The sequence below is a fragment of the Lentzea alba genome, assembly GCF_047445655.1.
GTDB classification, from domain to species: Bacteria; Actinomycetota; Actinomycetes; order Mycobacteriales; family Pseudonocardiaceae; genus Lentzea; species Lentzea alba_A.
The window spans coordinates 104,833-128,177 of sequence record NZ_JAJAEG010000021.1 but is presented as its reverse complement, the minus strand read 5'-3'; the positions used below and the strand labels follow the sequence as shown (position 1 = coordinate 128,177).

Genomic DNA, 23,345 nt, shown 5'->3' with positions numbered 1-23,345 from the left:
ATGTCCCCTCGTGACCACGCTGCACATCGCTGAGGAAGTTGCCGCCGCGCTGGCCGAGAACCGGCCCGTCGTCGCGCTTGAGAGCACGATCCTGTCCCACGGCCTGCCCGCGCCGCGCAATCTGGCCGTCGCCGCACGCCTGGAGAAGGTCGTGCGCGAGGCGGGTGCCGTGCCCGCGACGATCGCCGTGCTCGACGGTGTCCCGCACATCGGCTTGTCCTCCGCGCAGCTCGACCGCGTGTGCAACGCCGGTGACCTGTTGAAGCTCTCGCTGCGCGACCTCGGCGCCGCGTACGCGCTGGGCAAGTCCGGCGCGACGACCGTGGCATCGACCACGGCGCTGGCTCATGAAGCCGGGATCCGCGTGTTCGGGACCGGCGGCCTTGGTGGCGTGCACCGCGGCGCGCGCGAGACGTGGGACGTCTCGGCCGACCTCGACGTGGTGGCGACGACGCCGGTCCTGATCGTGTCCGCGGGTGTGAAGTCGATCCTGGACATGGGCGCGACCCTGGAGGTCCTGGAGACCCGGTCCGTGCCCGTCGTCGGCTACCGGACCTCGTGGTTCCCCGCGTTCTACCGGCGTGAGTCGGAGTTCGAGGTGCCGTGGCGCGTGGAGAACGCCGCCGAGGCCGCCGCGGTGTTCGCCGCCGGCGGGCGCGGCATGCTGCTCGTGAACCCGATCCCGGCCGCCTACGAGATGGACGCCGACCTGCACGACCGGCTGCTGGCTGAGGGCCTGCAGAAGCTCGTCGACGAGGACGTGCGCGGCAAGGACGTCTCGCCGGTCCTCCTGGAGCACTTCCACACCGCGAGCGCCGGCGTGAGCCTCGACGCCAACGAAGAGCTCGTCGTCAGCAACGTCCAGGTCGCCGCCGAGGTCGCGGTGGAGCTGTCGCGATGAGGCCCGTGGTCGTCGTCGGCGACGCCGGCCTCGACGTCGTCGCGCGCCACTCCGGCCCCATCGCCCACGGCGGCGACGTGCGCGCCAAGGTGACCATCGAACCCGGTGGCGCCGGCGCGAACACAGCCGTGTGGCTCGCCGCGTGTGGTGCCTCCCCGGTCCTCGTGGCCCGCGTCGGCGCCGACTCGGCCGGTCGCCAGGTGCACGCCGAACTGACCTCCGCCGGCGTGCAGTGCGCCTTCGCCGTCGACCCCGAGCTCGCGACGTGCTGCGTGGTCGTCCTGGTCGACGAGAACGGCCAGCGCTCGATGCTGCCCGACCGCGGCGCCAACGCCCGCTTCTCCCCCGCCGACCTGGACCCCGGCCTGCTCGCGGCCGCAAACGGCCACCTGCACCTGTCCGGTTACGTGCTGCTGGACGCCACCTCGCGCCCCGCCGGCCTGGCGGCGCTGGCAGCCGCGCGCGACGCCGGCTGGACCACTTCGGTGGACCCGCAGGCTGCGGTGCTGATCAACGCCACGCCGACGTTCCTGGACGACGTGCGCGGCGTCGACATCCTCATGCCGAACGCCGACGAGCTGCAGGCGCTGACCGGCTCGTCCGACCCGGCGGCCGGCAAGGACCTGCTCACCCACGTTGGCGCGGTCGTGGTGACGACCGGACCGGACGGCGCGTCGTGGGTCGACGCCGACGGACTGGTCTCGGTCCCCGCTGAAGTCACTGAGTGCGTCGACTCCACCGGCGCGGGCGACGCCTTCGACGCGGGCTTCCTCGCCGCCTGGCTGGGCGGCGCGTCCAAGCGCGACGCCCTGCTCGGCGGCGTCCGCGCGGGCTCTCGCGCCGTCAGCCTCGTCGGCGCACAACCACCCCGCTAGGCCTTCCCAGCCGATATATCTGTTCCCGCACCCTCGCTGACCCGCCCCTTAGCAATGAGTCTTTGGACTTCGTCCGCAAAAGACTCGTTGCAAGGGTGTGGGATTGGCCGGCACCGAGATCGAGTTCGGGCAAGAACACCTGATGGTTCTGCACGCTCGTGTGGACGCCGTGTGTGAGGCGGCCGCGCGCGTGGCGGTCACGGGGATCCCGTGCCGGCGCGCGGAGGAGGCCCGGCTGGACGCGGTGAAGCAGGGGTTGTGCTTCGGGCGACTGGACCTGCGCGACGGCGGGCGGATGTACCTGGGCTGGCTGGGGTCGTTCCGGGACGAGGGACCACGAGCCGTTGCTCGTGGCCAGGCGAGCACCCGCCGCCCAGGCGTTCTACACGGCGACCGCGGCCGTTCCGCAAAGGCGTCCGGTGGCGGCGCTGTCGCTCGCGAGTCCGGAGCCGACCGACCGAATCGTGCTGCTGCCCCTGATCAGACCAATGGGCTGGAGTTCGACTCGTGATCGTCGACCCGGCGGCGATCCTCACCCCGGCACCGCTCGGCCACAACGACTTGCACGTCGCCATGAAGAGAGCCACCCACCGGCTGGGCGTCGTGCGCCTCGGCCCACCACAGCCCGTGCTGGCGGCGCTCGCCGAACTCAGCCGTCGATGACGGTGGTGCTCTTCGGAGCGATGGCGCGGCGCTCGATCTCGTGCCGGTTGACCTTCTCGGTCTTGCGCGGCGGCCGGTCGTTCGCGATCAGCACGGCCATCCACGGCAGCGGCACGGACAGCACGATGAAGAACAGGGCGAGCCACCACGTGTGCGCGAACAGAGCCGCGAGGATGAGGCACGGGAAGCGCAGGCTCATCATGATCGCGTACTTCTTGCGCCGGGCGGCGTGCTGTTCCTCGTAGGACGGGGCCGCCTCGGTGATCAACACCGGGGTGTCGTTCCGGTCGGGACTGCTCACGACACCACCTCCACACCCTCATGGTCCCACGTCCGGGTGACCGTCGGGACACCCGGTCGGCGGTTAACATCCGCGAGTGGTCGCCCTTGATCGCCTCGTGGACGTGCTCGGCAGTCTGGGCACGCATCTGGCGTGCGCGCCGCGGGGCCGTGATGTCGAGCTACGCGGGGTTGCCCTGCATGATCCGGCGGAAAACACGCCGGCCGCGGCAGGTGATGTGCTGCTCGGGCTCGGCACTCCGTCGGTGGCCGCAGCGGCGCGATTGGTGTCGTCAACCGTGGCTTCTGCGGTGGTGCTGCACGGAAGGCCGCCGATTGACGAACGGGTGGTCGCTGCGGCCAAGAAATCCGGTGCCGCGGTGTTGCTCGTCGATCCGTCGGTGCCCTGGAGTCAGTTGGCGAACGTCACGCAGACGTTGGTCAACGGCGGTACACGCACTGGCGACCTGTTCGGGCTGGCTGACGTGATCGCGGGTGTGGTCGGCGGGCCGGTGACGATCGAGGACCAGCAGTCACGGGTGCTGGCGTACTCCTACCGGCAGGAGGACGTCGATCCGGTGCGCGTGCAGACGATCCTCGGCCGGCGTGTTCCGGAGGAGGCTCGGCGGGCGCTCGACGAGTTCGGGGTGTTCACGCACCTCGCGTCGTCGGACGAACCGATCTTCGTGCCCAAGCTGACGCCGCAGCTCGGTAACCGGCTGGTTGCCGCCGTTCGCGCCGGGCGGGAGCTGCTCGGGTCGGTCTGGGTCGAGGTGACCGGGCCGGTCGACGCCGCGCGCTCGGCCGCGTTGGTCGACGGTGCGCGCACGGCGGCGTTGCACCTGCTCAGGTCGCGGGCGTCGACGGATCTGGAACGGCAGGCGGAGGCCGATCTGGTGATCCGGTTGCTGGAGCAGCCCGAATCGGCCGATGTCGCCCGGCTCGGGCTGCCGGCGGCGGATCTGCGGGTGATCGCGGTGCAGGCACACGCGGGCGAGGGTGAGCACGGGGCGGCGGTGCTCGCGTTCCAGCGGGCGACGGCCGGGTTCGGCTGGTCGAGGCCGGGGCGCAGCGCGTTGTTCGGCAACGTGCTCTACACGGTGATCCCGGCGGCCGACGACGCCGTCGCCTGGGTGCGGTCACTGGTTCGCGAACTGCCGGCCGAGGCGACGGTGCTCGCGGGGATCGGCGGGCCGGCCGAGGCCACGCAGCTGCCCACGTCACGGCAGGAAGCCGACGAGTGCCTCGCGCTCTCCACCGGTGCACCGGTTGTATACGACGACGCGTGGGCGCAGGTTTTGCTACACCGTCTCGCCGCCGTTGCAGAGGCTGGGCGAGTCCCGACCCGCGGACCGATATCCAATATATTGCGCTACGACGCCGAGTACGGGACGCAATATGCGACGACGTTGAAGGCGTGGCTGGCGGCGCAGGGAGACGTGCGGGCGGCGGCGCGTGAGCTCAACGTGCACCCGAACACGTTGCGGTACCGGATGCAGAAGATGGCGGAAGTGACGCCACTCCCCCTCGACGATCCCGAGCAGCGCCTGGCGATGGCGATCGCCCTCCAGATCACGCGGTGAACCAGGCGGCGTGAAAGCATTACGACCCGTGCACCCCGATCTCTCTGCCGATCTCTGCGCCCGCCTGCGCGAGGCCTTCCTGAACGCCGGTTACACCGCGGACGGCATCGTCGACGCGCTCGGCCCGCAGGCCCACGCCGCACTCGGCCGGGGCGAACCGGAGCCCGCCCGCCGCGCCAGCAGGGACGCCGGGACGCTCGGCACGTTGATCCGCCTGTTCCTGCTCGGCGACCAGGAGCCCGAACAGGACGTCCGCAAGGCACTTGACGGAGTCGACATCGACGACGCCGTCACCAACGAGATCCTGACCAAGGATCTGAAGGCGGGCCTCGACGTCCGCCCGTACGAGGACAACTGGTGGGTGATCGCGGACCTCGACTCCGACCTGCGCGGCGGAGCGGTCCCCGAGGACCACGTGCTCGGCGTCGGCCACGCCTCGATCAGCCTCGCCCGCGCCACCAAGCGCACGCCGGTCGGCACGTTGCTCGACCTCGGCACCGGGTGCGGCGTCCAGGCTCTGCACGCCAGCACGCACGCCGAACGCATCACCGCGACCGACCTGTCCGAGCGCGCGCTGAGGCTCGCGCAGGGCACGTTCCGGATCAACGGCCTCGACGTGGAGACGCTGCAGGGCGAGTGGTTCGGGCCGGTCCGCAACCGGCGGTTCGACCAGGTCGTGTGCAACCCGCCGTTCGTCGTCGGGCCGCCGCGCGTCGACTACGTCTACCGCGACTCCGGCCTCGGCGGCGACGACGCGTCGGCGCTGGTCATCCGGCAGCTGCCCGCGTTCCTCAACGAGGGCGGCGTCGGCCAGCTGCTCGCGTCGTGGCTGCACCGCAAGGGCGAGGACTGGGAAGAACGCGTCTCCGGCTGGCTGCCGCGCGGCGGGATCGACGCGTGGTTCGTGCAGCGCGACATCGCCGAGCCCGCGCTGTACGTCGGCACGTGGCTCAAGGACGCCGGCGTCGACCCGCGCAGCCCTGAGGGGCAGGCCAAGGCCGCGGCGTGGCTCGACTGGTTCGAGGAGAACCAGGTCGAAGGTGTCGGCTTCGGCTACGTGACGCTGCGGCGCACGGACGAGATGCACTCCGAGGTCGTGTGCGAGGACCTGCGCCAGGCCTACGACGACCCGCTGGGCCCGGAGGCGGCGCGGTGGCTCGACAACGTCGCGTGGCTGCGCGCGAACCCGGACCTGCTGAGCCGCAGGTTCCGCGTCGCCGACACCGTGCTCCTCGAAGAGGTGTCCGAACCGAGCGAGGACGGCTGGCGCAAGGTCGTCGCGCGGCTGCACCGCACCGACGGGCCCGGCTGGCAGCACGAGGTCGACGAGGCGACCGCGAAGCTCGTGGCCGGCTGCACGGGTGCGTTGCCGTTGGAGGACCTGCTCTCGCTGCTCGAGTTCGCTTACGGAGAAATCGACACCGAGGGCGCGTTGCCCATCGTTCGTGATCTCATCCGGCACGGAATGTTGATTCCCGCGTGAAAGCAGTTGTGGCGCGCGTCACAGAGGCGAGCGTCGAAGTCGAAGGGGACATCGTCGGCGCGATCGACGAGCCCGGATTGCTGGTGCTGCTCGGCGTCCATCACGACGACACGGCCGAGCAGGCCCGCAAAATGGCGCAGAAGCTGCACGGGCTGCGCATCCTCGACGACGAGCAGTCATGCGAGTCGACCGGTGCTCCGTTGCTGGTCGTCAGCCAGTTCACCCTCTACGGGGACACGCGCAAGGGCCGCCGCCCGTCCTGGACGGCGGCCGCGCGGCCCGAGCACGCGGAACCGTTGGTGAACGCCGTCGTGCAGGAACTCCGCCAAAAGGGCGCGCGGGTCGAAACGGGACGATTCAGAGCCGAGATGAAGGTACGGAGCGTGAACGACGGACCGTTCACCGTGCTCATCGAGGTCTGACTAAAGGGTTCTCAGCCAATCCTCAGATTAGTCGCGCAACCGCTGTGACAGCGGTGACGTCTTCAGGTCATGGAAGTCGGGAACGAATTCGGAATCGTCTTCGTTACCCAGGTATCAGCCAGCTAGCGATGGGATCCCGAGCGGGCCCGCCGCAACACCGGCACCAGGGCGCAGCGCCGCGCCGCCTTGACCGCCACGCGCGACTGTCCTGACCGGCAGCAGCGTCGCCCGCAGCAGGGGGAGGGAGATCCATGACCGTCACGAGGATCTCCGACCGTGAAGTCGGAGAGAACACCACCGCCAGCGTCGAGCACGAACTCGACGCGCAAGGGCCTGCAGCCGACCTCGTTCGAGTCTACCTGAACGGAATCGGCAAGACCGCGCTGCTCACCGCCGAGGAGGAGGTGGAGCTCGCCAAGCGCATCGAGGCAGGTGTGTTCGCGCAGCACGTCATGGAGACGGCCAAGCGCCTCACGCCGACCCGCCGCGAAGAGCTGGGGGAGCTCGTTCGCGACGGCCGCCGCGCCAAGGACCACCTGCTCAAGGCCAACCTGCGCCTCGTCGTGTCGCTGGCCAAGCGCTACACCGGCCGTGGCATGCCGCTGCTGGACCTGATCCAGGAGGGCAACCTGGGCCTGATCCGCGCGGTCGAGAAGTTCGACTACACCAAGGGCTTCAAGTTCTCGACCTACGCGACGTGGTGGATCCGCCAGGCCATCACCCGCGGCATGGCCGACCAGGGCCGCACCATCCGCCTCCCCGTCCACCTCGTCGAGCAGGTGAACAAGCTCGCGCGGATCAAGCGCGACCTGCACCAGACGCTCGGCCGCGAGGCGACGAACGAGGAGCTCGCGAAGGAAGCCGGCCTCAACGTCGACAAGGTCGCCGACCTGCTCGACCACGCGCGTGACCCGGTATCGCTGGACATGCCGGTCGGCACGGAGGAGGACGCTCCCCTCGGTGACTTCATCGAGGACTCGGACGCGACCGACGCCGAGAGCGCCGTCATCTCCGGCCTGCTGCAGGACGACCTGCGGCGCGTGCTGGCGACGCTGGAACCGCGCGAGCAGGCCGTGATCCGGCTGCGCTACGGCCTGGAAGACGGCCAGCCGCGCACGCTGGACCAGATCGGCAAGCGGTTCGGGTTGTCGCGGGAGCGGGTGCGGCAGATCGAGCGCGAGGTCATGTCGAAGCTCCGCCAGGGCGAGCGGGCGGCGAAGCTGCGGGCGTACGCCTCGTAAGTCACCCGTCCGGCAGTATTGACTTGTGACTCAACTCACGGCACGGTCGGGCGTTACCAAGCTTCGCGACGCCCCTCACCTCATGTCGTGACTGGACGTCGCCATCGAAGGAAGGTCGGGGCAGCCGGGGGCTGCCCCGGCCTTCCGCCTTTTGTGGGGCACGGAACAGCGCGCTGGTCGGGGATCACATCAATACGTCCCTTTGGTGGCGGTACGGTTTTCTGATCCGAACTGCACACCGTTGGAGTTGTGTACATCGTGCCCACCACTTTCGAGTACACGGACGTCCTGCCGCTCGCCAAGGACACCGAGACCGAGTACCGCCTCGTCACGTCGGACGGGGTGAAGCTGATCGAGGCCGGTGACCGCAAGTTCCTGGAGATCGCCCCCGAGACGCTCACGCTGCTCGCGAAGGAAGCGATCCGGGACATCCAGCACCTGCTGCGCCCGTCGCACCTCGCTCAGCTGCGCAAGATCATCGACGACCCCGAGGCGTCCGGCAACGACCGGTTCGTCGCGATGGACCTGCTGCGCAACGCGGCGATCTCGTCCGGCGGCGTGCTGCCGATGTGCCAGGACACCGGCACCGCGATCATCATGGGCAAGCGCTCGGAGACGGTCCTGACGGGCGGTGACGACGAGCAGGCGCTGGCCCGCGGCGTCTTCGAGGCCTACCAGGAGCTCAACCTGCGCTACTCGCAGATGGCGCCGCTGACGTTCTGGGACGAGAAGAACACCGGCACGAACCTGCCCGCGCAGATCGAGGTGTTCCACAAGCCCGGCCAGGAGCCCGTGTACGACTTCCTGTTCATGGCCAAGGGCGGCGGCAGCGCGAACAAGACGTTCCTCTACCAGGAGACGAAGGCGGTGCTGAACCCGAAGCGCCTCGCGTCGTTCCTGGACGAGAAGCTGCGCTCGCTCGGCACCGCGGCCTGCCCGCCGTACCACCTCGCGGTCGTCGTCGGCGGCCTGTCCGCCGAGCAGAACCTCAAGGTCGCGAAGCTGGCCTCGGCCCGCTACCTCGACAACCTGCCCACCGAGGGCTCGCCGTCGGGCCACGCGTTCCGCGACAAGGACCTCGAACAGCAGGTCCTGGAGCTGACCCGCAACTTCGGCATCGGCGCCCAATTCGGCGGCAAGTACTTCTGCCACGACGTGCGCGTCATCCGCCTGCCCCGCCACGGCGCGTCCCTCCCGGTCGGCGTCGCCGTCTCGTGCTCGGCCGACCGCCAGGCCAAGGCGCGCATCACGCCCGAGGGCGTGTTCCTGGAGCAGCTGGAGCGCGACCCGGCCCAGTTCCTGCCCGAGGTCGAGGGTGAGGACCTGTCCGACGAGGTCGTCCGCATCGACCTCACGCGTCCCATGTCGGAGATCCGCGAGGTCCTCACCAAGCTGCCGGTGAAGACCCGCGTCTCGCTGACCGGTCCGCTGGTCGTGGCCCGCGACATCGCCCACGCCAAGATCAAGGAACGCCTCGACGCCGGCGAGGAGATGCCGCAGTACCTCAAGGACCACCCGGTCTACTACGCCGGCCCGGCGAAGACTCCCGAGGGCTACGCGTCCGGTTCGTTCGGTCCGACGACCGCCGGCCGGATGGACTCCTACGTCGAGCAGTTCCAGGCCGCGGGCGGCTCACTGGTGATGCTCGCCAAGGGCAACCGCTCCAAGCAGGTCACCAGCGCGTGCAACACGCACGGCGGCTTCTACCTGGGCTCCATCGGCGGCCCGGCGGCGCGCCTGGCCCAGGACTGCATCCGCAAGGTCGAGGTCCTGGAGTACCCGGAGCTCGGCATGGAAGCGGTGTGGAAGATCGAGGTCGAGGACTTCCCGGCGTTCGTCGTGGTCGACGACAAGGGCAACGACTTCTTCGCCGAGACGTCCGCGCCGACGCTGCAGATCAGCTTCCGCCGCTAGTCACCACTGAGCGCCCGGCCAACCGATATATCGCATACCGCAGCTGATATATCGGTTGGCCGGGCGTTCGTGCGTCGATACCGTCGCCCGCATGATCGAGCTCACCTGGCGGCCGCTGACCAGCGAAAACGCCCAGGCTTCCGCCGACCTCCTCAACGCGATCGAGACCGTCGACAAGATCGGCGAGAACTACACCGCGGAAGACACTCTCACTGAGCTGACAGACCCTTACGCGGATCTGGAACGCGCGAGCCTCGCAGCGTTCGACGGCGACGTGATGGTCGGCTACATGAAGGTCCGCCACAAGCCGTCCGCCGAGGAGGTCCACCGCGTCGTCGTCGACGGTGGCGTCCACCCCGCCTACCGCCGCCGGGGTGTCGGCACCGCGCTCCTGAAGGCGGGGATCAAGGCGGCGAAGGCGGTGCACGCGCTGCACCACCCCGCGCTGAAACTCGCGATCGACGTGTACAAGGCCGAGCACATCGCCGGCGTGCCCGAGCTCGTCCGCTCCCAGGGCTTCGCGCCGACCCGCTACTACCAGCGCATGGAACACCCGCTCGGCGACCTGCACCCCGTCGCGATCCCCGACGGCCTGCAGGTCGAGCCGTGGTCACCGGACAACGACGAGGACTTCCGCCGGGTCCGCAACGAGTCGTTCCAGGACTACTGGGGCGCGGTGCCGATGCCGGTCGAGCTGTGGCAGAACAAGATCACCAACCAGACGTTCCGGCCCGGCGTCAGCTTCCTGCTCCGCGACTCGGCGAACGGCTCCCCCGCGGGCGTGCTGGTCACCATGACCTGGGAGGCCGACACCGAGGCCACCGGCATCCGCGACGCGCACTTCATGGTCGTCGGAACCCGCCGCGAGTACCGCGAGCGCGGCGTCGCGAGCGCGTTGATCGGGCACGCGCTGCAGGCCGCCGCCGAGCAGGGCTACGACCAGGCGAGCCTGAGCGTCGAGACCGACGCCGGTGCACCCAGGGTCTTCGAGAAAGCAGGCTTCACGCCGACGCAGCGGTACGTGCGCTGGGCACTCAACGGCTGATGTCCAATATCCAATCGACAGCGTCGGCGCCGTGGTTCAGAACTGATATGTGGCCGTCGTCCGGCGTGATGCGGAGTTCCGCGCCGGGGATGCGGGAGGCCAGCCAACGGCTGTGCGATGCCGGAACCATGCCGTCGCGTTCGCCGTGCAGCAACAGCGTCGGCACGCGGATGGACGCCGGGTCGAAACCCCACGGCCTGACGTAGGCGAGGTCGTCGTCGATCAACGGGCCGGGACCGTTCGCCAGTGCCGGCCCGACGACCTTGCCGAACCACGACCACGGGCCGTCGAGCGCGGCGAGGTCGGCGGCGGTGAACTCCGGGTCGTATTCGACGCCTGACGCCTCGTGCGTCTCCTTCGCCGCACGTCCTGCGGCCGCCGCGCGCAGGGACGCCTGACCCGAGGCGATCATGCCGCCGAACCAGTCGAGGCCCTGAGCGTCGAACGGCGCCAGCGACGCACCTGCGACGACGGCGGTGACGCGGTCCGGCAACAGGGCGGCGCACGCGAGGGCATGTGGTGCGCCGCCTGAGTGGCCGAAGACCGCGAACTTCTCGACGCCGAGCGCGTCGGCGATATGCGACATATCAGTCGCCGCCGACGCCACCGGTCTGTCCGGCACAGCGGTCGACGTGCCGTAACCGGGACGGTCGTAGGAGATCCACCGCACGCCCGGCCGGAACAACGGCTCCGGCGGCAGACCCAGGTTCGGCGTGCCGTGATGCCAGAACACCGGCACGCCGTCGCCGACGTCGTACACGTGCAGGACGCGATCACCCAGCTGAAGATCCATATATCAGCCGGTCTCCTCGCGAGACTCCAGGACCAGCCGGCGGGTGCCGAGCGGCGCGTCCAGGCGGACGGTCAGCGGCACCTGGCGGATCTCCTGGGTGCACGCCACGCCGGAAGGCTGCTTGGTGATCGTCACCAAAGTGATCTGGACGAGGTCGGCGGACTGGCCCGTCACCTCGGCGCGAGCCTCCTTGCACCCGCCGCCCACGCCGAAGACCTCGACGTCACGACCGTCGCCGAAGACGTACACCTCGGTCCGGTAGGTCTCTGACAACGATGTCGCGTCGACTTTGTCCTTGGGTACCGCCGTCACGTTGGGCGGGACGACGGGCTTCTCCTCCGAGATCGAGACCGGAGGCTGGACCGGGGCCGTGGGGTTCGCGCCGGACGAACCGGTGGAACCGGGCGCGGACGTGCCCGTCGTGGGCGCGCCACTGGACGAGCCGGATCCGGGCGCGCTCGACTGCGTGCCGGACGAGCACCCGGCCAGCACCGCGGCAAGAGCAACGGCAGCGACGACGTTTCTCATGCACACATCCTTGCAAATCAGGCCAAGGGGCCAGGTGAAGAGAAAGAGATGCCCGGCCGGCGGGGCAGAAGCCGACCGGGCACCGTGGGGAGGAGGTCTACTTCTGTTCCTGCCGCGACGTCAACGCGACCGTGCGCTCGCCAAGGGGCTCGGAGAGCTGCACCGTGAGCGGGGGGAAGCGGATGTCCATGGTGCACATCTGCTTGTCCAGCGGCAGCGTCTCGAGGATCTCGATCTTCACCGTGGACGCGGACTGCTCCAGCACGGACGCGCTTGCCTTACCGCATCCGCCCTCCTGGGCGATGACGCCGACGGTCTTCCCGTCGCCCTGTGTCCACACAGTGCGCGGATGGTCCGGTGTCAAAGCGTTCGTGTCCAGCTTTGTCACCGGCTTGCCGTCCGGCGGGACCTCGCCGGGCGCGATGCCCGGCGGCACTTCCGAGGGCGAGGTGGCGGTCGGCAACGTCGGACCGCCACCTGCCCCAGTGCCTGCATGTTGCGCACTGCCGCAAGCGGAAACCACCAGCAGCAGGACGCCAGTGCCAACTACGGTTCCAATGTGCCTCATGCACCAAGGACGGAACCGCGGTCACAACGGGTTGCAGCGAGTTCGCTTCACAGTTACCGGGTAACGGCGGTTACAGCCTCTCGCAAAGCTTCCAACCTTGAAGCTGACGCGAGACCACCGTGGTAGAGGTGGAACTCCTCCACCCCGGCGTCCAGGTAAGCCAGCCACTCCTTGGAGAGCGACGCACCGTCCGCGGGCTTCGGCGGCAACCCCAGCACGTACGCGGCGATCCGCGTGTCCGGAGCAGCGGCGCGAAGTGCCTCGATCCCCGCCACCGCGACCTCGGGACCGGGCCAGCACATCGTCGTCAGCACGTCGACGTCCGCATCCAGACCACCGGCAACGGTCGCGAACGGCCCGGTGCCCCACGGATCCGCCGTCACGTGCATGCCGATCCGAATCGACGGCGAAGCAGCACGAATCTCAGAGACCAGCCGCTGCCGCAACGACCGCACCACACCAGTGCGCACCGCACGAACATCGTCCGCCAGCGCACCCAGCGCTTCCTCAACGCTGGGTGCACCGCGGTCAACCCCGGCCCGGACCGCTTCGCGCAGGGCATCCGGGTCGGCGTACAAGGCGGTGCAGGCGGCGCAGAAGCAGAGCGACAACAGCTTCTGCTGCACCTGGTTCCAGTCGGCGCCGTCGGTCTTCTCGTGGTGACCGCCGTGGAAGAACCCCAGCGGCCCGCAGGCCTCCAGGATGATCCCGTCCGGCGCACCGAGCTCCAGCACCTCGGACACCAGCACCGACGTGTACTCGACGACGTCCGGCTGAGCGGTGCACAACGCGTACGGGTAGCGATCCCCGAACGCGTTCACCACCGTCACGTCCGGGTGCAGGTCACCAAGACGTGAGTTGTGCGTCAACACAGTCCACGCGTACACCGGCAGCCCGGCCGCGCGGACCAAAGCCGCCGCCGAGCCGAACGAGTCCGAACCGTCCACCCAGGACGGTTCCGCGGGCACCAGCCGGCCGAAGTTCGACTCACGAACCGGCAGGTAGAACGCCGCGTGCCGCGCATCGACCATCCGGTGCGACGGGTGCAGCGGAGTAGCCGCCCGCACGGTGTGGTACGACGCGGCAAGGGCGATCGCGTCGACCCCGAGCCCCTGGTACCGCGCCACGGCCTCAGGGTCTCCGATCAGGTCCCACGGGTAGGCGTGGACAACCGACTTCACCACCGGGGCCGCTTCCTCTCGTAGCTCGGGTCGAACTTCTGCATGTAGCCCGTGTCGTCACGCGCGGTGATCCCGCAACGCGCATAGTTCTCGGCCAGACGCGCCAACGCATCCCGGTCCAGCGAAACCCCGAGACCAGGCGTGACAGGCACCGGCACCGAACCATCCACAAAGGACAACACACCCGGCTCCACGACCTCGTCGGCAGCGTTCCACGGGTAGTGCGTGTCGCACGCGTAGTTCAGGTTCGGCGTGGCAGCAGCCAGATGCGTCATCGCGGCCAGCGAAATGCCGAGGTGCGAGTTCGAGTGCATCGACAACCCGATCCCGAACGTCTGGCAGATCATGCCCAGCTGACGAGACCGCTGCAGACCGCCCCAGTAGTGGTGGTCGGACAGCAGCACCTGCACAGCGTCCTGCTCCACTGAAGGCTTCAAGTGCTCGAACGCGACCACGCACATGTTGGTGGCCAACGGCATCGGCGCCTTCGCGGCCACCTCGGCCATCCCGGAGATCTCCGGCGTCGGGTCCTCCAGGTACTCCAGCACGCCGTCCAGCTCCGCCGCGACCTTCAACGACGTCGCGGGCGTCCAGGCCGCGTTCGGGTCCAGCCGCAGCGGGTGGTCCGGGAACGCCTCGCGCAACGCCCGGATCGCCTCGATCTCCTGCTCCGGCGGGAAGACGCCGCCCTTGAGCTTGATCGACCCGAACCCGTACTCCGAGATCATCTTCGAGGCCTGCGCCACGATCCCGGCGGGGTCGATCGCCTCGCCCCACTCATCCGGCTCAGCACCCGGATGCCCGTCCCACTTGTAGAACAGGTACGCGGAGTACGGCACAGATGAACGAACAGCGCCGCCCAGCAGGTCGTGCACGGGGCGTCCCAGAGCCTTGCCCTGGATGTCCAGGCACGCCACCTCGAACGGCGAGTACACCCGGTCAACGGCACTCTCTGCCGTGATCTTCCCCGTCAGCCCGTGCTTGTCCGGCGCGGCCTTGCCACCGAGAAGAGCAGCGACCCGCGCGTGCATCTCGTTCAACGCGAAGACGTCGAGCCCGATCAGAGAGTCCACAACGGACCGCGAGCGCTCGATGTGCCCGAGGTCGCCGTAGGTCTCCCCCAGCCCCGAGATGCCCTCGTCGGTGTGCACCTCGACGATCGTGCGCAGCGCCCACGGCTCGTGCACACCGGCGGCGTTCAGCAGCGGCGGATCGCGAAACGCGATCGGCGTCAGAACGATCTCGGTGATCTTCATGCCAGCAGTGCCTTACCGGCGGCGATGATCTTGTCGAGAGCGGCCACGTGCTCGTCGGAGGGGTCGATCAGCGGCGGACGCACACCGCCGACGTCGAGACCGTTCGCGCGCACCGCGGCCTTCACCAGGGCAACCGCATAGCCGGGAACCTTGTCCCGCAGCTCGACCAGAGGCTTGTAGAACTCGAAAAGAAATCGGTTCACGAGCTCGGTGTCGCCGGCCTGCACGGCGTTGTAGAAGCCGAGCGAGATCTCCGGCGCGAAGCAGAACACCGCGGACGAGTAGAGCTCGACCCCGATCCCCCGGTACGCGAGCTGCGTCATCTCCGCGGTCGGCAGGCCGTTGAAGAACTGGAACGGCTTGTCAACGTTGGCACGAACCGACAGCACGATCCGCTGCATCTGGTCGAGGTCGCCGATGCCGTCCTTGAAGCCCACGACGTTCGGGATCTGCGCGACCTCGACGGCGGTCTCCGGCGTGAACCGCGCGTTGTTGCGCTGGTACACGATGATCGGCAGCTCGGTGGCGCCCGCGACCTCGGCGACGTACCGCACGAGACCGGCCGCCGGGTTCGTCACCAGGTACGGCGGCAGCAGCAGGATGCCCTGAGCACCAGCGCGTTCCGCCGCCTGGACGAACTGCTTCGACGCCACGACCGAGCCACCCGCACCGGCGAACACCGGCACCTTGCCCGCGGTCGCCTCGACCGCCACGGAAACCGCACGCTCGAACTCTTCCAGCCCCAACGCGTGGAACTCGCCGGTGCCGCAGGCGACGAACACCGCGCCCGGGCCGGCGGAGACACCGTGCTTGACGTGCTCAGCCAGCACGTCGAACGCGATGTTCCCCTCGGTGTCGAACGGGGTCACCGGAAAGAACAGCACACCATCGAGTTGCATACCAGACACTCATCCCTTGATCGCTCCGGTGGTGATCCCACGCAGGAAGGACTTCTGCAGCGACAGGTACACGATCAAGCTCGGTACCAGCGCAAGCAACGCTCCGGCCAGCACGATGCCCGTCCCGACCATGTCGTCGGATCTGAGCGCGAGAAGTGCGACCGTGAGCGTGTAATCGGAGGGGTCAGCGGCGACGATCAGGGGGAGCAGGTACTGCTCCCAAATCATGTTGAAGCCGAACACGGCGATGACGCCGAGCGCGGGCTTGCACAGGGGGAGGATGATCTGCGCGAAGAGACGCAGCTCCCCGGCACCGTCCACTTTGGCCGCTTCCTCCAGTTCGGCGGGGATCTCCTTCATGAACTCCGTCATGACGAAGATGGAGAAACCCCACGCCCCCAACGGGAGGATGACGCCGAGCAGGGTGCCCTTGAGACTCACGTGCACCAGCGGTAGGTCTCCGATCACCAGCGAGAGCGGGATCGCGATGACCTCCTCCGGCAACATCATCGTGGCGAGGATGACCAGCAACGCGATGGCCTGACCGCGGAACTTCTTGCGCGCCAACGCGTAGGCGGCGAACACGCTCACCGACAGCTGCAGCAACAACGCGCCACCGGCGATGATCAACGAGTTCGCCAGGTAGTCCCAGATCTTGTTCTCGCCCGCCACCTGGAAGTTGATCAGGGACGGGTTGTCCGGGATCACCGACAGCTTGGTCGGGTCCGGGTTGTGGTCGAACGCACCGGAGAAGATGACCAGCAGCGGGCCGCAGAAAAGGATTACAGCGATGGCGCTCAAAAGAACCCGGATGCCCTTGCTGACCCACGCGTCCGGGCGGGTGGACCAGCCGATGGCGCTGTCGAAGCGACTTGAGTTGACGCTCATCGCGCCTCCTTCCTCCGGCGGTACCACTGCACGCTGACCGTGAGAACCAAGGTAACCAGGAACAACAGCACCGAACCAGCCGATGCGAGGCCGGCTTCGGACTGCTCGAACGCCGTTGTGTAGACGCGTGTCATCCAGACGTCGGTCGATCCCGCGGGACCACCGCCGGTCAGGACGTAGACCTCGGTGAAGACGCGCAGGCCGCGGATCGCCGCCAGCGTCAGGAGGATCGTGATCACGGGGCGCAACGCCGGCAGCGTGACGTTCCGGATCCGTTGCAGCGTCGAGGCTCCGTCGATCGCGGCGGCCTCGTACTGCTGGCGGTCGATGCCGGCGAGCCCGGCGAGGATCAGCACCATGTCGTACGGCGCGTGCTTCCAGATGCCGACGAACATGACCGAGACCAGCGAGGTGTCCGTGCTGTGGATGTACTCCCACGGACCGAGGCCGACCCACGAGATGGCCTCGTTCAGAAAGCCTTCTGGCGCCGGGTAGAAGAACAGGCGCCAGATCTCACCGATAACCGCTGTCGCGGCGACCACGGGCAGGAACACCGCGGACCGCACGAACCACAGCGACTTGGCGTGGCCTTCCAGCAACAGGGCCAGGAAGAAGCCGATGAGCATCGCACCGAGCGTCTGCCCACCGGCCAGGACCAGGGTGTGCCACGAGGCCGTCAGGAACTTCTCGTCCTGCAGGATCGTGGCGTAGTTCTTGAGCCCGACGAAGATGTCGCCGAGGAAGGGCCGGACCTCGAACAGCGAGAGCCGGATCCCTTCTGCCATCGGGATGAACTTGAAGACCAGGAAGATCAGCGCGGCGGGGAACAGGAACAGCCAAGGGATGAAGTTGGCTCCCGTGAGGCGGCGCCGGCGGCGCCGCCTCACGGGGTGGGTTTCGACGGCACCGCCGCCACTAGCCGTCGAGCCCACGTCTCGGGTGTCGCTGACCGGTTGAACTGCGGTCACTGCGACGCCTTCTGGTTCTCAAGCTCCTTCTTCAGCGCCTCCGCCAGGGACTTCAGCTCGGCCGAGGAGTCCGCAGGGCACTTCGCGAAGATGGAGTTCAGGGTCTCCGAGGTCTTCTGCCGGAAGGGCGTGAAGTTCGGAACGCTCGGGAACGGCCGCGCCTCGCTCTTGTACACGCCCGCCACGGTCGCCCAGCGCGGGTCGTTGTAGGTCGCGTTGACGTCGACGTTCTTGTTGACGGGCAGGCGAACCACCGGCTGCGGGTCGCCCTTCATGCCGGCCTGCTGCGCCTCGGGCGTGATCAGGTACTCGGCGAGCTTCTTCTGGTCGGCGGTCTTCGCGGAGCCGGCCATCAGGTAGATGTCCTCGCCCTCGCCCAGGACCGTGGCACCGGCCGGGCCGCGCGGGGACGCGATGACCTCGTACTTGTCCTTGCCGACCGACTTGTCGAAGCGGCCGATCATGTACGGGCCGGTCAAGTAGATGCCGCTCTTGCCGGACTCGAACAGCGGGTGCGCGTCGTTCGTGCTCAACGTCAGCGAGCCCGGCTGCATGACCTTGTCTTCGCAGAAGAGCTTGCGCAGGCGTTCGATCGCCTTGGTCGACTCCGGGGAGTCGATGCCGACCGAGTACTTGCCGGCGCCTTCCTCCTCCAGGATGTCGCCGCCGCCCTGCCAGATGTAGCTGGCCGCCCACCACGCGAGGTAGCCGCGGTCGACCGTGCCGGGCACGAGCATGCCGTAGGTGTCGTTCTGCCCGTTGCCGTCCGGGTCGTTCTTGGTGAACGCCCGCGCGAGGTCGTCGAGCTCCTCCCACGTCGTGGGGATCGGCTTGCCGAGCTTCTCGCGCCAGTCCTTGCGCACCAGCGTGACCATCGCCTGGGTGGAGTACGGGATGGCGTAGTACTTGCCGTCCGCACCCTTGCCGTTGTTCCAGGCCCGGTCGACGATGTCGCCGCCGCCGGCCAGCTCGTCGCGGTTGACCTCGGTCGTCCAGCCCTGCTTGACGAAGTTGCCGAGCGAGCCGGTGTCGGTGATGACGACATCCGGGAGGTCCTTCGACGCGGCGCGCTGCTGCACCTGCTTGTCGAAGTCGTTGAAGATCGGCTTGTAGTCGACCTTGACGCCGGTCTTGTCCGTGAACGACTTGAAGATCTTCTCGTAGACCTTCGCCGTTGCCTCCGTCGAGCGGGTCCACACCTCGAGGGGCTTGTTCGGGTCTTTGGTCGACGTGGGCGTGTTCGAACTTCCACAGCCTGCAAGCAGCGCGGCAACACTCAGTGTCGCGATGGTTGTGGCAGTTCTACGGCGCATCGTCGGAGCCCTTCATTTTCACGTATGTGAACCGGGGTCGTACTTGTGAACCTGGTGCAGGACTGTAAGAATCAGCACAGCAACGTGTCAAGGGCGTGTTGCGCGGAGGTTTCCCAAGGGAAGGCTGAGGAGGCCAGGTGGCGTCGCCGATCGACAAGGGCACGGCTCGTCCGGGTGCAGTCAAGTCCGCCGACCGAACGGTGGAGCTGCTTGAAGTGCTCTCCGCGTCGGACCGCAGGCTGACGCTGACCGAGCTGCACCGCGAGCTCAGCTACCCCAAGTCGAGCCTTTACATGCTGCTGCAGACGCTGGTCGCGCGCGGCTGGGTGGAGGTCGACTCAGACCGGGGCACGTACGGCATCGGCGTGCGCGCGCTGCTCGTCGGTACGTCCTACCTGGACCACGACCCAGTGGTGCGTGCGGCCATCCGGGTGATGGAGCAGGTCCGGCAGGACATCAACGAGACCGTGCACCTTGCCCGATTGGACGGCGCCGACGTCGTCTACCTGGCAAGTCGCGAGTCCGAGCACCACCTGCGGGTCGTCTCGCGCGTCGGCCGCCGGCTGCCCGCGCACTCGACGTCGCTGGGCAAGGCCGTGCTCTCGACGCGCACGCCGGAGGAGGTCGACCTGATCCTCCCCGACGAGCTCGCGCCGCTGACCCCGAACACCGTGACCGATCGGGCGGCGCTGCACGAGCAGCTCGCCGGTTTCCGGAATGTCGGATATGCGCACGAACGCGAGGAAAACACGCCTGGACTGGGCTGTTTCGCCGTGGCGTTGCCCTACAGGAACCCCGTTCTGGACGCTATGAGTTGTTCGGTTCCACTGGGCAGACTGGACCCCGAGCACGAGCGGCAGGTCGTCGCCGCTCTGCTGGACGCCGCCCGGACGATCACCGAGCTTCTCCGCCAGTTCGGTAGGTGAAAAGGTTTACTGAAAATCTGCACACGACGGAGGGGTCCATCCCGTGACCGCACGCATCCTGATCACCGGCGCCGGTGGCGGGGTGGGAACGCTCATGCGTTCTCGCCTCGCGGCGGAGGGCCGAGTCCTGCGGCTGCTGGACATCGCGGAGCTACCCGCGGCCGCTGACGGTGAGAACGTCGAGATCGTCCAGGCCTCGGTGACCGACATGGCCGCGATGGAAGCCGCGATGAAGGACGTCGACGCCGTGATCCACCTCGGAGGCCACAGCCTCGAAGAGGCGTGGGACAAGATCCTCAGCGTCAACATCGACGGCACGCACACGCTGCTGGAGGCCGCACGCCGTACCGGAGTTCGCCGGGTCGTTCTGGCCAGCTCGAACCACGCTGTGGGGTACGTCGAGCGCGCCAACGGCGAGGCGGGTGACTACCTCTTCCCGCGCCCGGACACCTACTACGGTGTTTCCAAGGTGGCGCTGGAGGCGTTGGGATCGCTGTACGCCGACCGCTACGGCATGGACGTGATCGCGGTCCGCATCGGTTCGTGCTTCGAGAAGCCGCGCGACGTGCGGATGCTGTCGACCTGGATGTCGCCGGACGACGGCGCGCGCCTGTTCGAAGCGTGCCTTTCCGTTGCGTCGCCGGGGTTCCGGATCGTGTGGGGTGTCTCGGACAACAAGCGCGGCTGGTTCTCGCTGGACGAGGCCCGCGCGCTGGGTTACGAGCCGCAGGACGACTCCGAGGTGTACGCCGCCGAGGTGCTGGAGCAGCACGGCGGTGAGCTCGATCCCTCGTCGTACGCGGCGAAGTACGTGGGCGGGGCCTGGTGCGGCCCCGATTTCGACACGGCAGTCAAGGAGGCAGGGCGTTGAGCCACGTCGTTCAGGGATACAACCCGCGCACCGGTGAGCCGTTCGGCGAGCCGGTTGCGAAGACCCCCGACAGCGAGGTGGATCGGATCGCTTCGGCGGCTTCCGTTGCGTTCTCGGCGTGGTCGGTCGTACCGGCGGCGGATCGCGCTGTGGTGCTGGAGAAGGTCGCGGACGCACTGGACGCCGAGTCCTCGCTGCTGGTCTCGACGGCCGACGGTGAGACGGCTTTGGGCGTACCGCGGTTGACGACGGAGCTGAAGCGCACGACGAACCAGCTGCGGTTGTTCGCGGAGGTGTTGCGCGAGGGCAGCTACGTCGAGGCCACTTTGGACACGGCGAACCCGGACATCATTCCGCCCCGGCCCGTTCTGCGGCGCGTTCTGCGTCCACTGGGGACGGTCGCGGTGTTCTCCGCGTCGAACTTCCCGTTCGCGTTCTCGGTGGCCGGTGGTGACACGGCTTCCGCTCTCGCTTCGGGTTGTTCCGTTGTCGTGAAGGCACATTCGGCGCACCCGTCGACGTCGCGCGAGACCGCGCGGGTCGTGGTGGACGCGTTGCGCGAAGCCGGTGCGCCTGAAGGTGTTTTCGGCATCGTGTACGGAACCGAGTCCGGTGTCGCGCTGGTGAAGCACCCGGCGGTGCGCGCGGTCGGCTTCACCGGGTCGACCGGTGGCGGGCGGGCGCTCTTCGACCTCGCACAGGGCCGGCCGGACCCGATCCCGTTCTACGGTGAGCTGGGCAGCGTGAACCCGACGGTGATCCTGCCGGGTGCGGCCACGCCGGACATCGCGGCCGGTTTCGCTCAGTCGTTGACGATGGGTGTCGGGCAGTTCTGCACGAACCCCGGTCTGGTGTTCGCGCCTTCGGAGCTGGTGCCCGCGCTGGGTGAGGCCGTGGCGGCCTCTTCCGGTGGCGCGATGCTGAACGAGCGGATGTGCGACTCGTACAAGGCGGGCACGGACGCTCTCGCCGCGTCGGATCTCGCTTCGGTGGTCTCCACCGGTGTACGCCCGGACGAGGCGTGGGCGGTGGCGCCGCTGCTGTTCACCACGTCGGTGAAGGTGTTCGAGGAGAACCTCGAGAAGCTGACCGAGGAGCACTTCGGCCCGGCTGCTCTGGTCGTGACGTACTCGGAGCCGTCGGAGCTGCACTCGGTGCTGGCGAAGCTGCCGGGCACGCTGACGGGCACGGTGCACGCGGCCGAGTCTGATCACGCGGAAGCCGGTGCGGTGGCGGAGATCCTGCGCCACGTCGCGGGCCGGTTGATCTTCAACGCCTGGCCTACGGGTGTCGCGGTGGCGTGGGGGCAGCACCACGGTGGGCCGTGGCCGTCGACGACGAACCCGTTGCACACCTCGGTCGGCGCCACGTCGATCCGCCGGTGGATCGCTCCGGTGACGTACCAGTCGTGGCCGGACGCGTTGCTGCCGCTGGAGTTGCAGGACGCGAACCCGCTGGGCATTCCGCGTCGTGTGGACGGCGCGCTCGTGGTGGACTGATTTGTTTTGCGGACGGGGCTGCTGACGTAACGTCAGTGGCCCCGTTTTCGTTGGGAGGCCAGTCATGGTCGGACGCCGCGCCTACGACTTCATGTACCGGACCTGGGCGCCGTGGGAGGTCGGGCCGCGGTCCGAGCTGGCGCGGCTGGTGACGTCGGGGCGCGTTCCGCCGGGGCGGGCGATCGATCTCGGGTGCGGCAGCGGGGCGAACTCGATCTTCCTGGCGGCGCACGGGTTCGACGTGACGGGGGTCGACTACTCCCCCGTCGGGCTGGAGAAGGCTCGGCGCGCGACGCCGTCGTCGTTGTCCGTCGACTGGGTGGTCGGGGATCTGACCGCTTCTTCGATCCCCGGTGTCTCCGGGACGTTCGACCTGCTCGTCGACTACAGCGTGCTGGACGACATGCGCGGGCCCGCGTTGGACGCGATGGCCGCGACGGTGCATCGGCTGTCGCATCCCGGTTCGGTGTTCGTGATGTGGTGCTTCTACGACGAGATTCCTTGGTGGAAGCGGCGTGGTGGGCGGTTCCCCGGTCTGGCTGTCGGGGTGGAGCAGCGGTTGTTCGGTGCGTCCTTCGACATCGAGCGGCTGGCCGAGCCTGCTCGTGGGTCTGGCTTCGCCTGTTTTCTGATGACGCGCGCTTGAACCCCTGCTCGCCTTGACATTGGAGTGCGCTCACAGGTTTAGCGTTGGGTGCATGAGAGTCGCCGAGCTCGCACGTCAGGTCGGGGTCCGGCCCGACACGGTCCGGTACTACGAGCGCGCGGGCCTGCTCGCGCCGCCGCCGCGCACGTCGTCGGGGTATCGGCAGTACCCGTCGTCGGCCGCGGACCGGATCCTGTTCATCCGCGACTGCCAGCGTCTCGGGCTGACGTTGCGGGAGATCTCGTCGTTGCTGGCCGTTCGTGACACCGGTGAGTGCCCGTGCGAGCCGGCCGAGGAGCTGTTGCAGCGGCACATCGCCGAGATCGACGCCGAGATGGCCCGGCTCGCGCGGCTCCGTGCGGATCTGGTGGAGATGGTCGGGACCGACTGTTCACCGTTGTGCCCGCCTGTGGGAACCGAGGGGAGGTGAACTCCGATGGACGATTGCTGCACCTGTTGCGAGTGCTGCTGACCCGCGATTGATTAGTCGGTCAGCGCAATCCGGCGAGGCGCCCGCCGGATTCGTGTCGGGGACATGTCACCAGATCAACAGCAGCCAGATGTTTAAACGAATTCGACAGCTCCATTTGTGACTCGCCGGGG

The 23,345-nt window shown here is 68.3% G+C and carries 25 protein-coding genes; 15 read left to right on the top strand and 10 right to left on the bottom strand.

Features of this window, described 5'->3' with window-relative positions; all coding sequences use genetic code 11:
* Positions 1–10: 10 nt before the first annotated feature.
* The 4 genes from LFM09_RS31765 to LFM09_RS31750 all read left to right on the top strand — a co-directional run bounded on the left by LFM09_RS31765 (position 11) and on the right by LFM09_RS31750 (position 2,439).
* Positions 11–901: a pseudouridine-5'-phosphate glycosidase gene (locus tag LFM09_RS31765; RefSeq protein ID WP_414100257.1), complete on the top strand. Its 891-nt coding sequence runs from the start codon at positions 11–13 to the stop codon at positions 899–901.
* Complete coding sequence (locus LFM09_RS31760; protein ID WP_414100256.1) at positions 898–1,776, top strand: carbohydrate kinase family protein; 879 nt, start codon at positions 898–900, stop codon at positions 1,774–1,776. The genes LFM09_RS31765 and LFM09_RS31760 overlap by 4 nt, the downstream gene beginning before the upstream one ends.
* 103 nt (positions 1,777–1,879) lie before the next feature.
* Complete coding sequence (locus LFM09_RS31755; protein WP_414100255.1) at positions 1,880–2,287, top strand: hypothetical protein; 408 nt, start codon at positions 1,880–1,882, stop codon at positions 2,285–2,287.
* Positions 2,284–2,439: a hypothetical protein gene (locus LFM09_RS31750; RefSeq protein ID WP_414100254.1), complete on the top strand. Its 156-nt coding sequence runs from the start codon at positions 2,284–2,286 to the stop codon at positions 2,437–2,439. Before LFM09_RS31755 ends, LFM09_RS31750 begins: the two co-directional genes overlap by 4 nt.
* Here the strand turns inward: LFM09_RS31750 and LFM09_RS31745 are convergent.
* Positions 2,426–2,740, bottom strand: coding sequence for a DUF3099 domain-containing protein (locus LFM09_RS31745; protein WP_414100253.1), 315 nt, complete (start codon positions 2,738–2,740; stop codon positions 2,426–2,428). The two genes, LFM09_RS31750 and LFM09_RS31745, sit on opposite strands and share 14 nt — an antisense overlap.
* Before the next feature lie 76 nt (positions 2,741–2,816).
* Between LFM09_RS31745 and LFM09_RS31740 the strand changes: the two genes are divergently transcribed.
* The 6 genes from LFM09_RS31740 to LFM09_RS31715 all read left to right on the top strand — a co-directional run bounded on the left by LFM09_RS31740 (position 2,817) and on the right by LFM09_RS31715 (position 10,406).
* Entirely contained in the window at positions 2,817–4,301 is a 1,485-nt protein-coding gene (locus tag LFM09_RS31740) for a PucR family transcriptional regulator (RefSeq protein WP_414100252.1), read from the top strand.
* 28 nt (positions 4,302–4,329) lie between these two features.
* Positions 4,330–5,784, top strand: coding sequence for a methyltransferase (locus LFM09_RS31735; RefSeq protein WP_414100251.1), 1,455 nt, complete (start codon positions 4,330–4,332; stop codon positions 5,782–5,784).
* Positions 5,781–6,206, top strand: a complete 426-nt coding sequence (gene dtd / locus LFM09_RS31730) for a D-aminoacyl-tRNA deacylase (RefSeq protein ID WP_414100250.1) — start codon at positions 5,781–5,783, stop codon at positions 6,204–6,206. Before LFM09_RS31735 ends, dtd begins: the two co-directional genes overlap by 4 nt.
* Before the next feature lie 251 nt (positions 6,207–6,457).
* Positions 6,458–7,447, top strand: coding sequence for a sigma-70 family RNA polymerase sigma factor (locus tag LFM09_RS31725; protein WP_414100249.1), 990 nt, complete (start codon positions 6,458–6,460; stop codon positions 7,445–7,447).
* Between the two features lie 255 nt (positions 7,448–7,702).
* Positions 7,703–9,361 (top strand): fumarate hydratase, encoded by a 1,659-nt coding sequence (locus tag LFM09_RS31720; protein ID WP_414100298.1) that lies wholly within the window; start codon positions 7,703–7,705, stop codon positions 9,359–9,361.
* A 91-nt stretch (positions 9,362–9,452) separates the two neighbouring features.
* Complete coding sequence (locus LFM09_RS31715) at positions 9,453–10,406, top strand: GNAT family N-acetyltransferase (protein ID WP_414100248.1); 954 nt, start codon at positions 9,453–9,455, stop codon at positions 10,404–10,406.
* Here the strand turns inward: LFM09_RS31715 and LFM09_RS31710 are convergent.
* From LFM09_RS31710 to LFM09_RS31670, 9 genes are all read right to left on the bottom strand, one after another.
* On the bottom strand, positions 10,396–11,199 hold the full coding sequence (locus tag LFM09_RS31710; RefSeq protein WP_414100247.1) for an alpha/beta fold hydrolase: 804 nt from the start codon (positions 11,197–11,199) through the stop codon (positions 10,396–10,398). The genes LFM09_RS31715 and LFM09_RS31710 overlap by 11 nt on opposite strands.
* Before the next feature lie 3 nt (positions 11,200–11,202).
* Positions 11,203–11,727, bottom strand: coding sequence for a hypothetical protein (locus tag LFM09_RS31705; protein ID WP_414100246.1), 525 nt, complete (start codon positions 11,725–11,727; stop codon positions 11,203–11,205).
* Between the two features lie 97 nt (positions 11,728–11,824).
* Positions 11,825–12,190 carry a hypothetical protein gene (locus LFM09_RS31700; RefSeq protein ID WP_414100245.1) on the bottom strand — a complete coding sequence of 122 codons (366 nt, stop codon included), beginning with the start codon at positions 12,188–12,190 and terminating at the stop codon, positions 11,825–11,827.
* A gap of 158 nt (positions 12,191–12,348) precedes the next feature.
* A complete protein-coding gene (locus LFM09_RS31695) occupies positions 12,349–13,479 on the bottom strand; it encodes a hypothetical protein (RefSeq protein ID WP_414100244.1) in 1,131 nt (376 codons plus the stop codon).
* The gene (locus LFM09_RS31690) at positions 13,473–14,732 is read right to left on the bottom strand and encodes a glucarate dehydratase family protein (protein WP_414100243.1); all 1,260 of its coding nucleotides are present in this window, start codon (positions 14,730–14,732) and stop codon (positions 13,473–13,475) included. Before LFM09_RS31690 ends, LFM09_RS31695 begins: the two co-directional genes overlap by 7 nt.
* Positions 14,729–15,631 (bottom strand): 5-dehydro-4-deoxyglucarate dehydratase, encoded by a 903-nt coding sequence (locus LFM09_RS31685; protein ID WP_414100242.1) that lies wholly within the window; start codon positions 15,629–15,631, stop codon positions 14,729–14,731. The genes LFM09_RS31690 and LFM09_RS31685 overlap by 4 nt, the downstream gene beginning before the upstream one ends.
* 9 nt (positions 15,632–15,640) lie before the next feature.
* A complete protein-coding gene (locus LFM09_RS31680) occupies positions 15,641–16,519 on the bottom strand; it encodes a carbohydrate ABC transporter permease (protein WP_414100241.1) in 879 nt (292 codons plus the stop codon).
* A complete protein-coding gene (locus LFM09_RS31675; protein WP_414100240.1) occupies positions 16,516–17,487 on the bottom strand; it encodes a carbohydrate ABC transporter permease in 972 nt (323 codons plus the stop codon). Before LFM09_RS31675 ends, LFM09_RS31680 begins: the two co-directional genes overlap by 4 nt.
* Positions 17,484–18,800: an ABC transporter substrate-binding protein gene (locus LFM09_RS31670; protein WP_414100239.1), complete on the bottom strand. Its 1,317-nt coding sequence runs from the start codon at positions 18,798–18,800 to the stop codon at positions 17,484–17,486. Before LFM09_RS31670 ends, LFM09_RS31675 begins: the two co-directional genes overlap by 4 nt.
* 137 nt (positions 18,801–18,937) lie before the next feature.
* Between LFM09_RS31670 and LFM09_RS31665 the strand changes: the two genes are divergently transcribed.
* The 5 genes from LFM09_RS31665 to LFM09_RS31645 all read left to right on the top strand — a co-directional run bounded on the left by LFM09_RS31665 (position 18,938) and on the right by LFM09_RS31645 (position 23,172).
* Complete coding sequence (locus LFM09_RS31665) at positions 18,938–19,726, top strand: IclR family transcriptional regulator (protein WP_363769146.1); 789 nt, start codon at positions 18,938–18,940, stop codon at positions 19,724–19,726.
* Between the two features lie 43 nt (positions 19,727–19,769).
* Positions 19,770–20,597, top strand: a complete 828-nt coding sequence (locus LFM09_RS31660) for an NAD-dependent epimerase/dehydratase family protein (RefSeq protein ID WP_414100238.1) — start codon at positions 19,770–19,772, stop codon at positions 20,595–20,597.
* Entirely contained in the window at positions 20,594–22,096 is a 1,503-nt protein-coding gene (locus LFM09_RS31655) for an aldehyde dehydrogenase (NADP(+)) (RefSeq protein ID WP_414100237.1), read from the top strand. Before LFM09_RS31660 ends, LFM09_RS31655 begins: the two co-directional genes overlap by 4 nt.
* 64 nt (positions 22,097–22,160) lie before the next feature.
* A complete protein-coding gene (locus LFM09_RS31650; protein WP_414100236.1) occupies positions 22,161–22,742 on the top strand; it encodes a class I SAM-dependent methyltransferase in 582 nt (193 codons plus the stop codon).
* Between the two features lie 52 nt (positions 22,743–22,794).
* Positions 22,795–23,172, top strand: a complete 378-nt coding sequence (locus tag LFM09_RS31645) for a heavy metal-responsive transcriptional regulator (RefSeq protein ID WP_414100235.1) — start codon at positions 22,795–22,797, stop codon at positions 23,170–23,172.
* Positions 23,173–23,345: the final 173 nt, after the last annotated feature.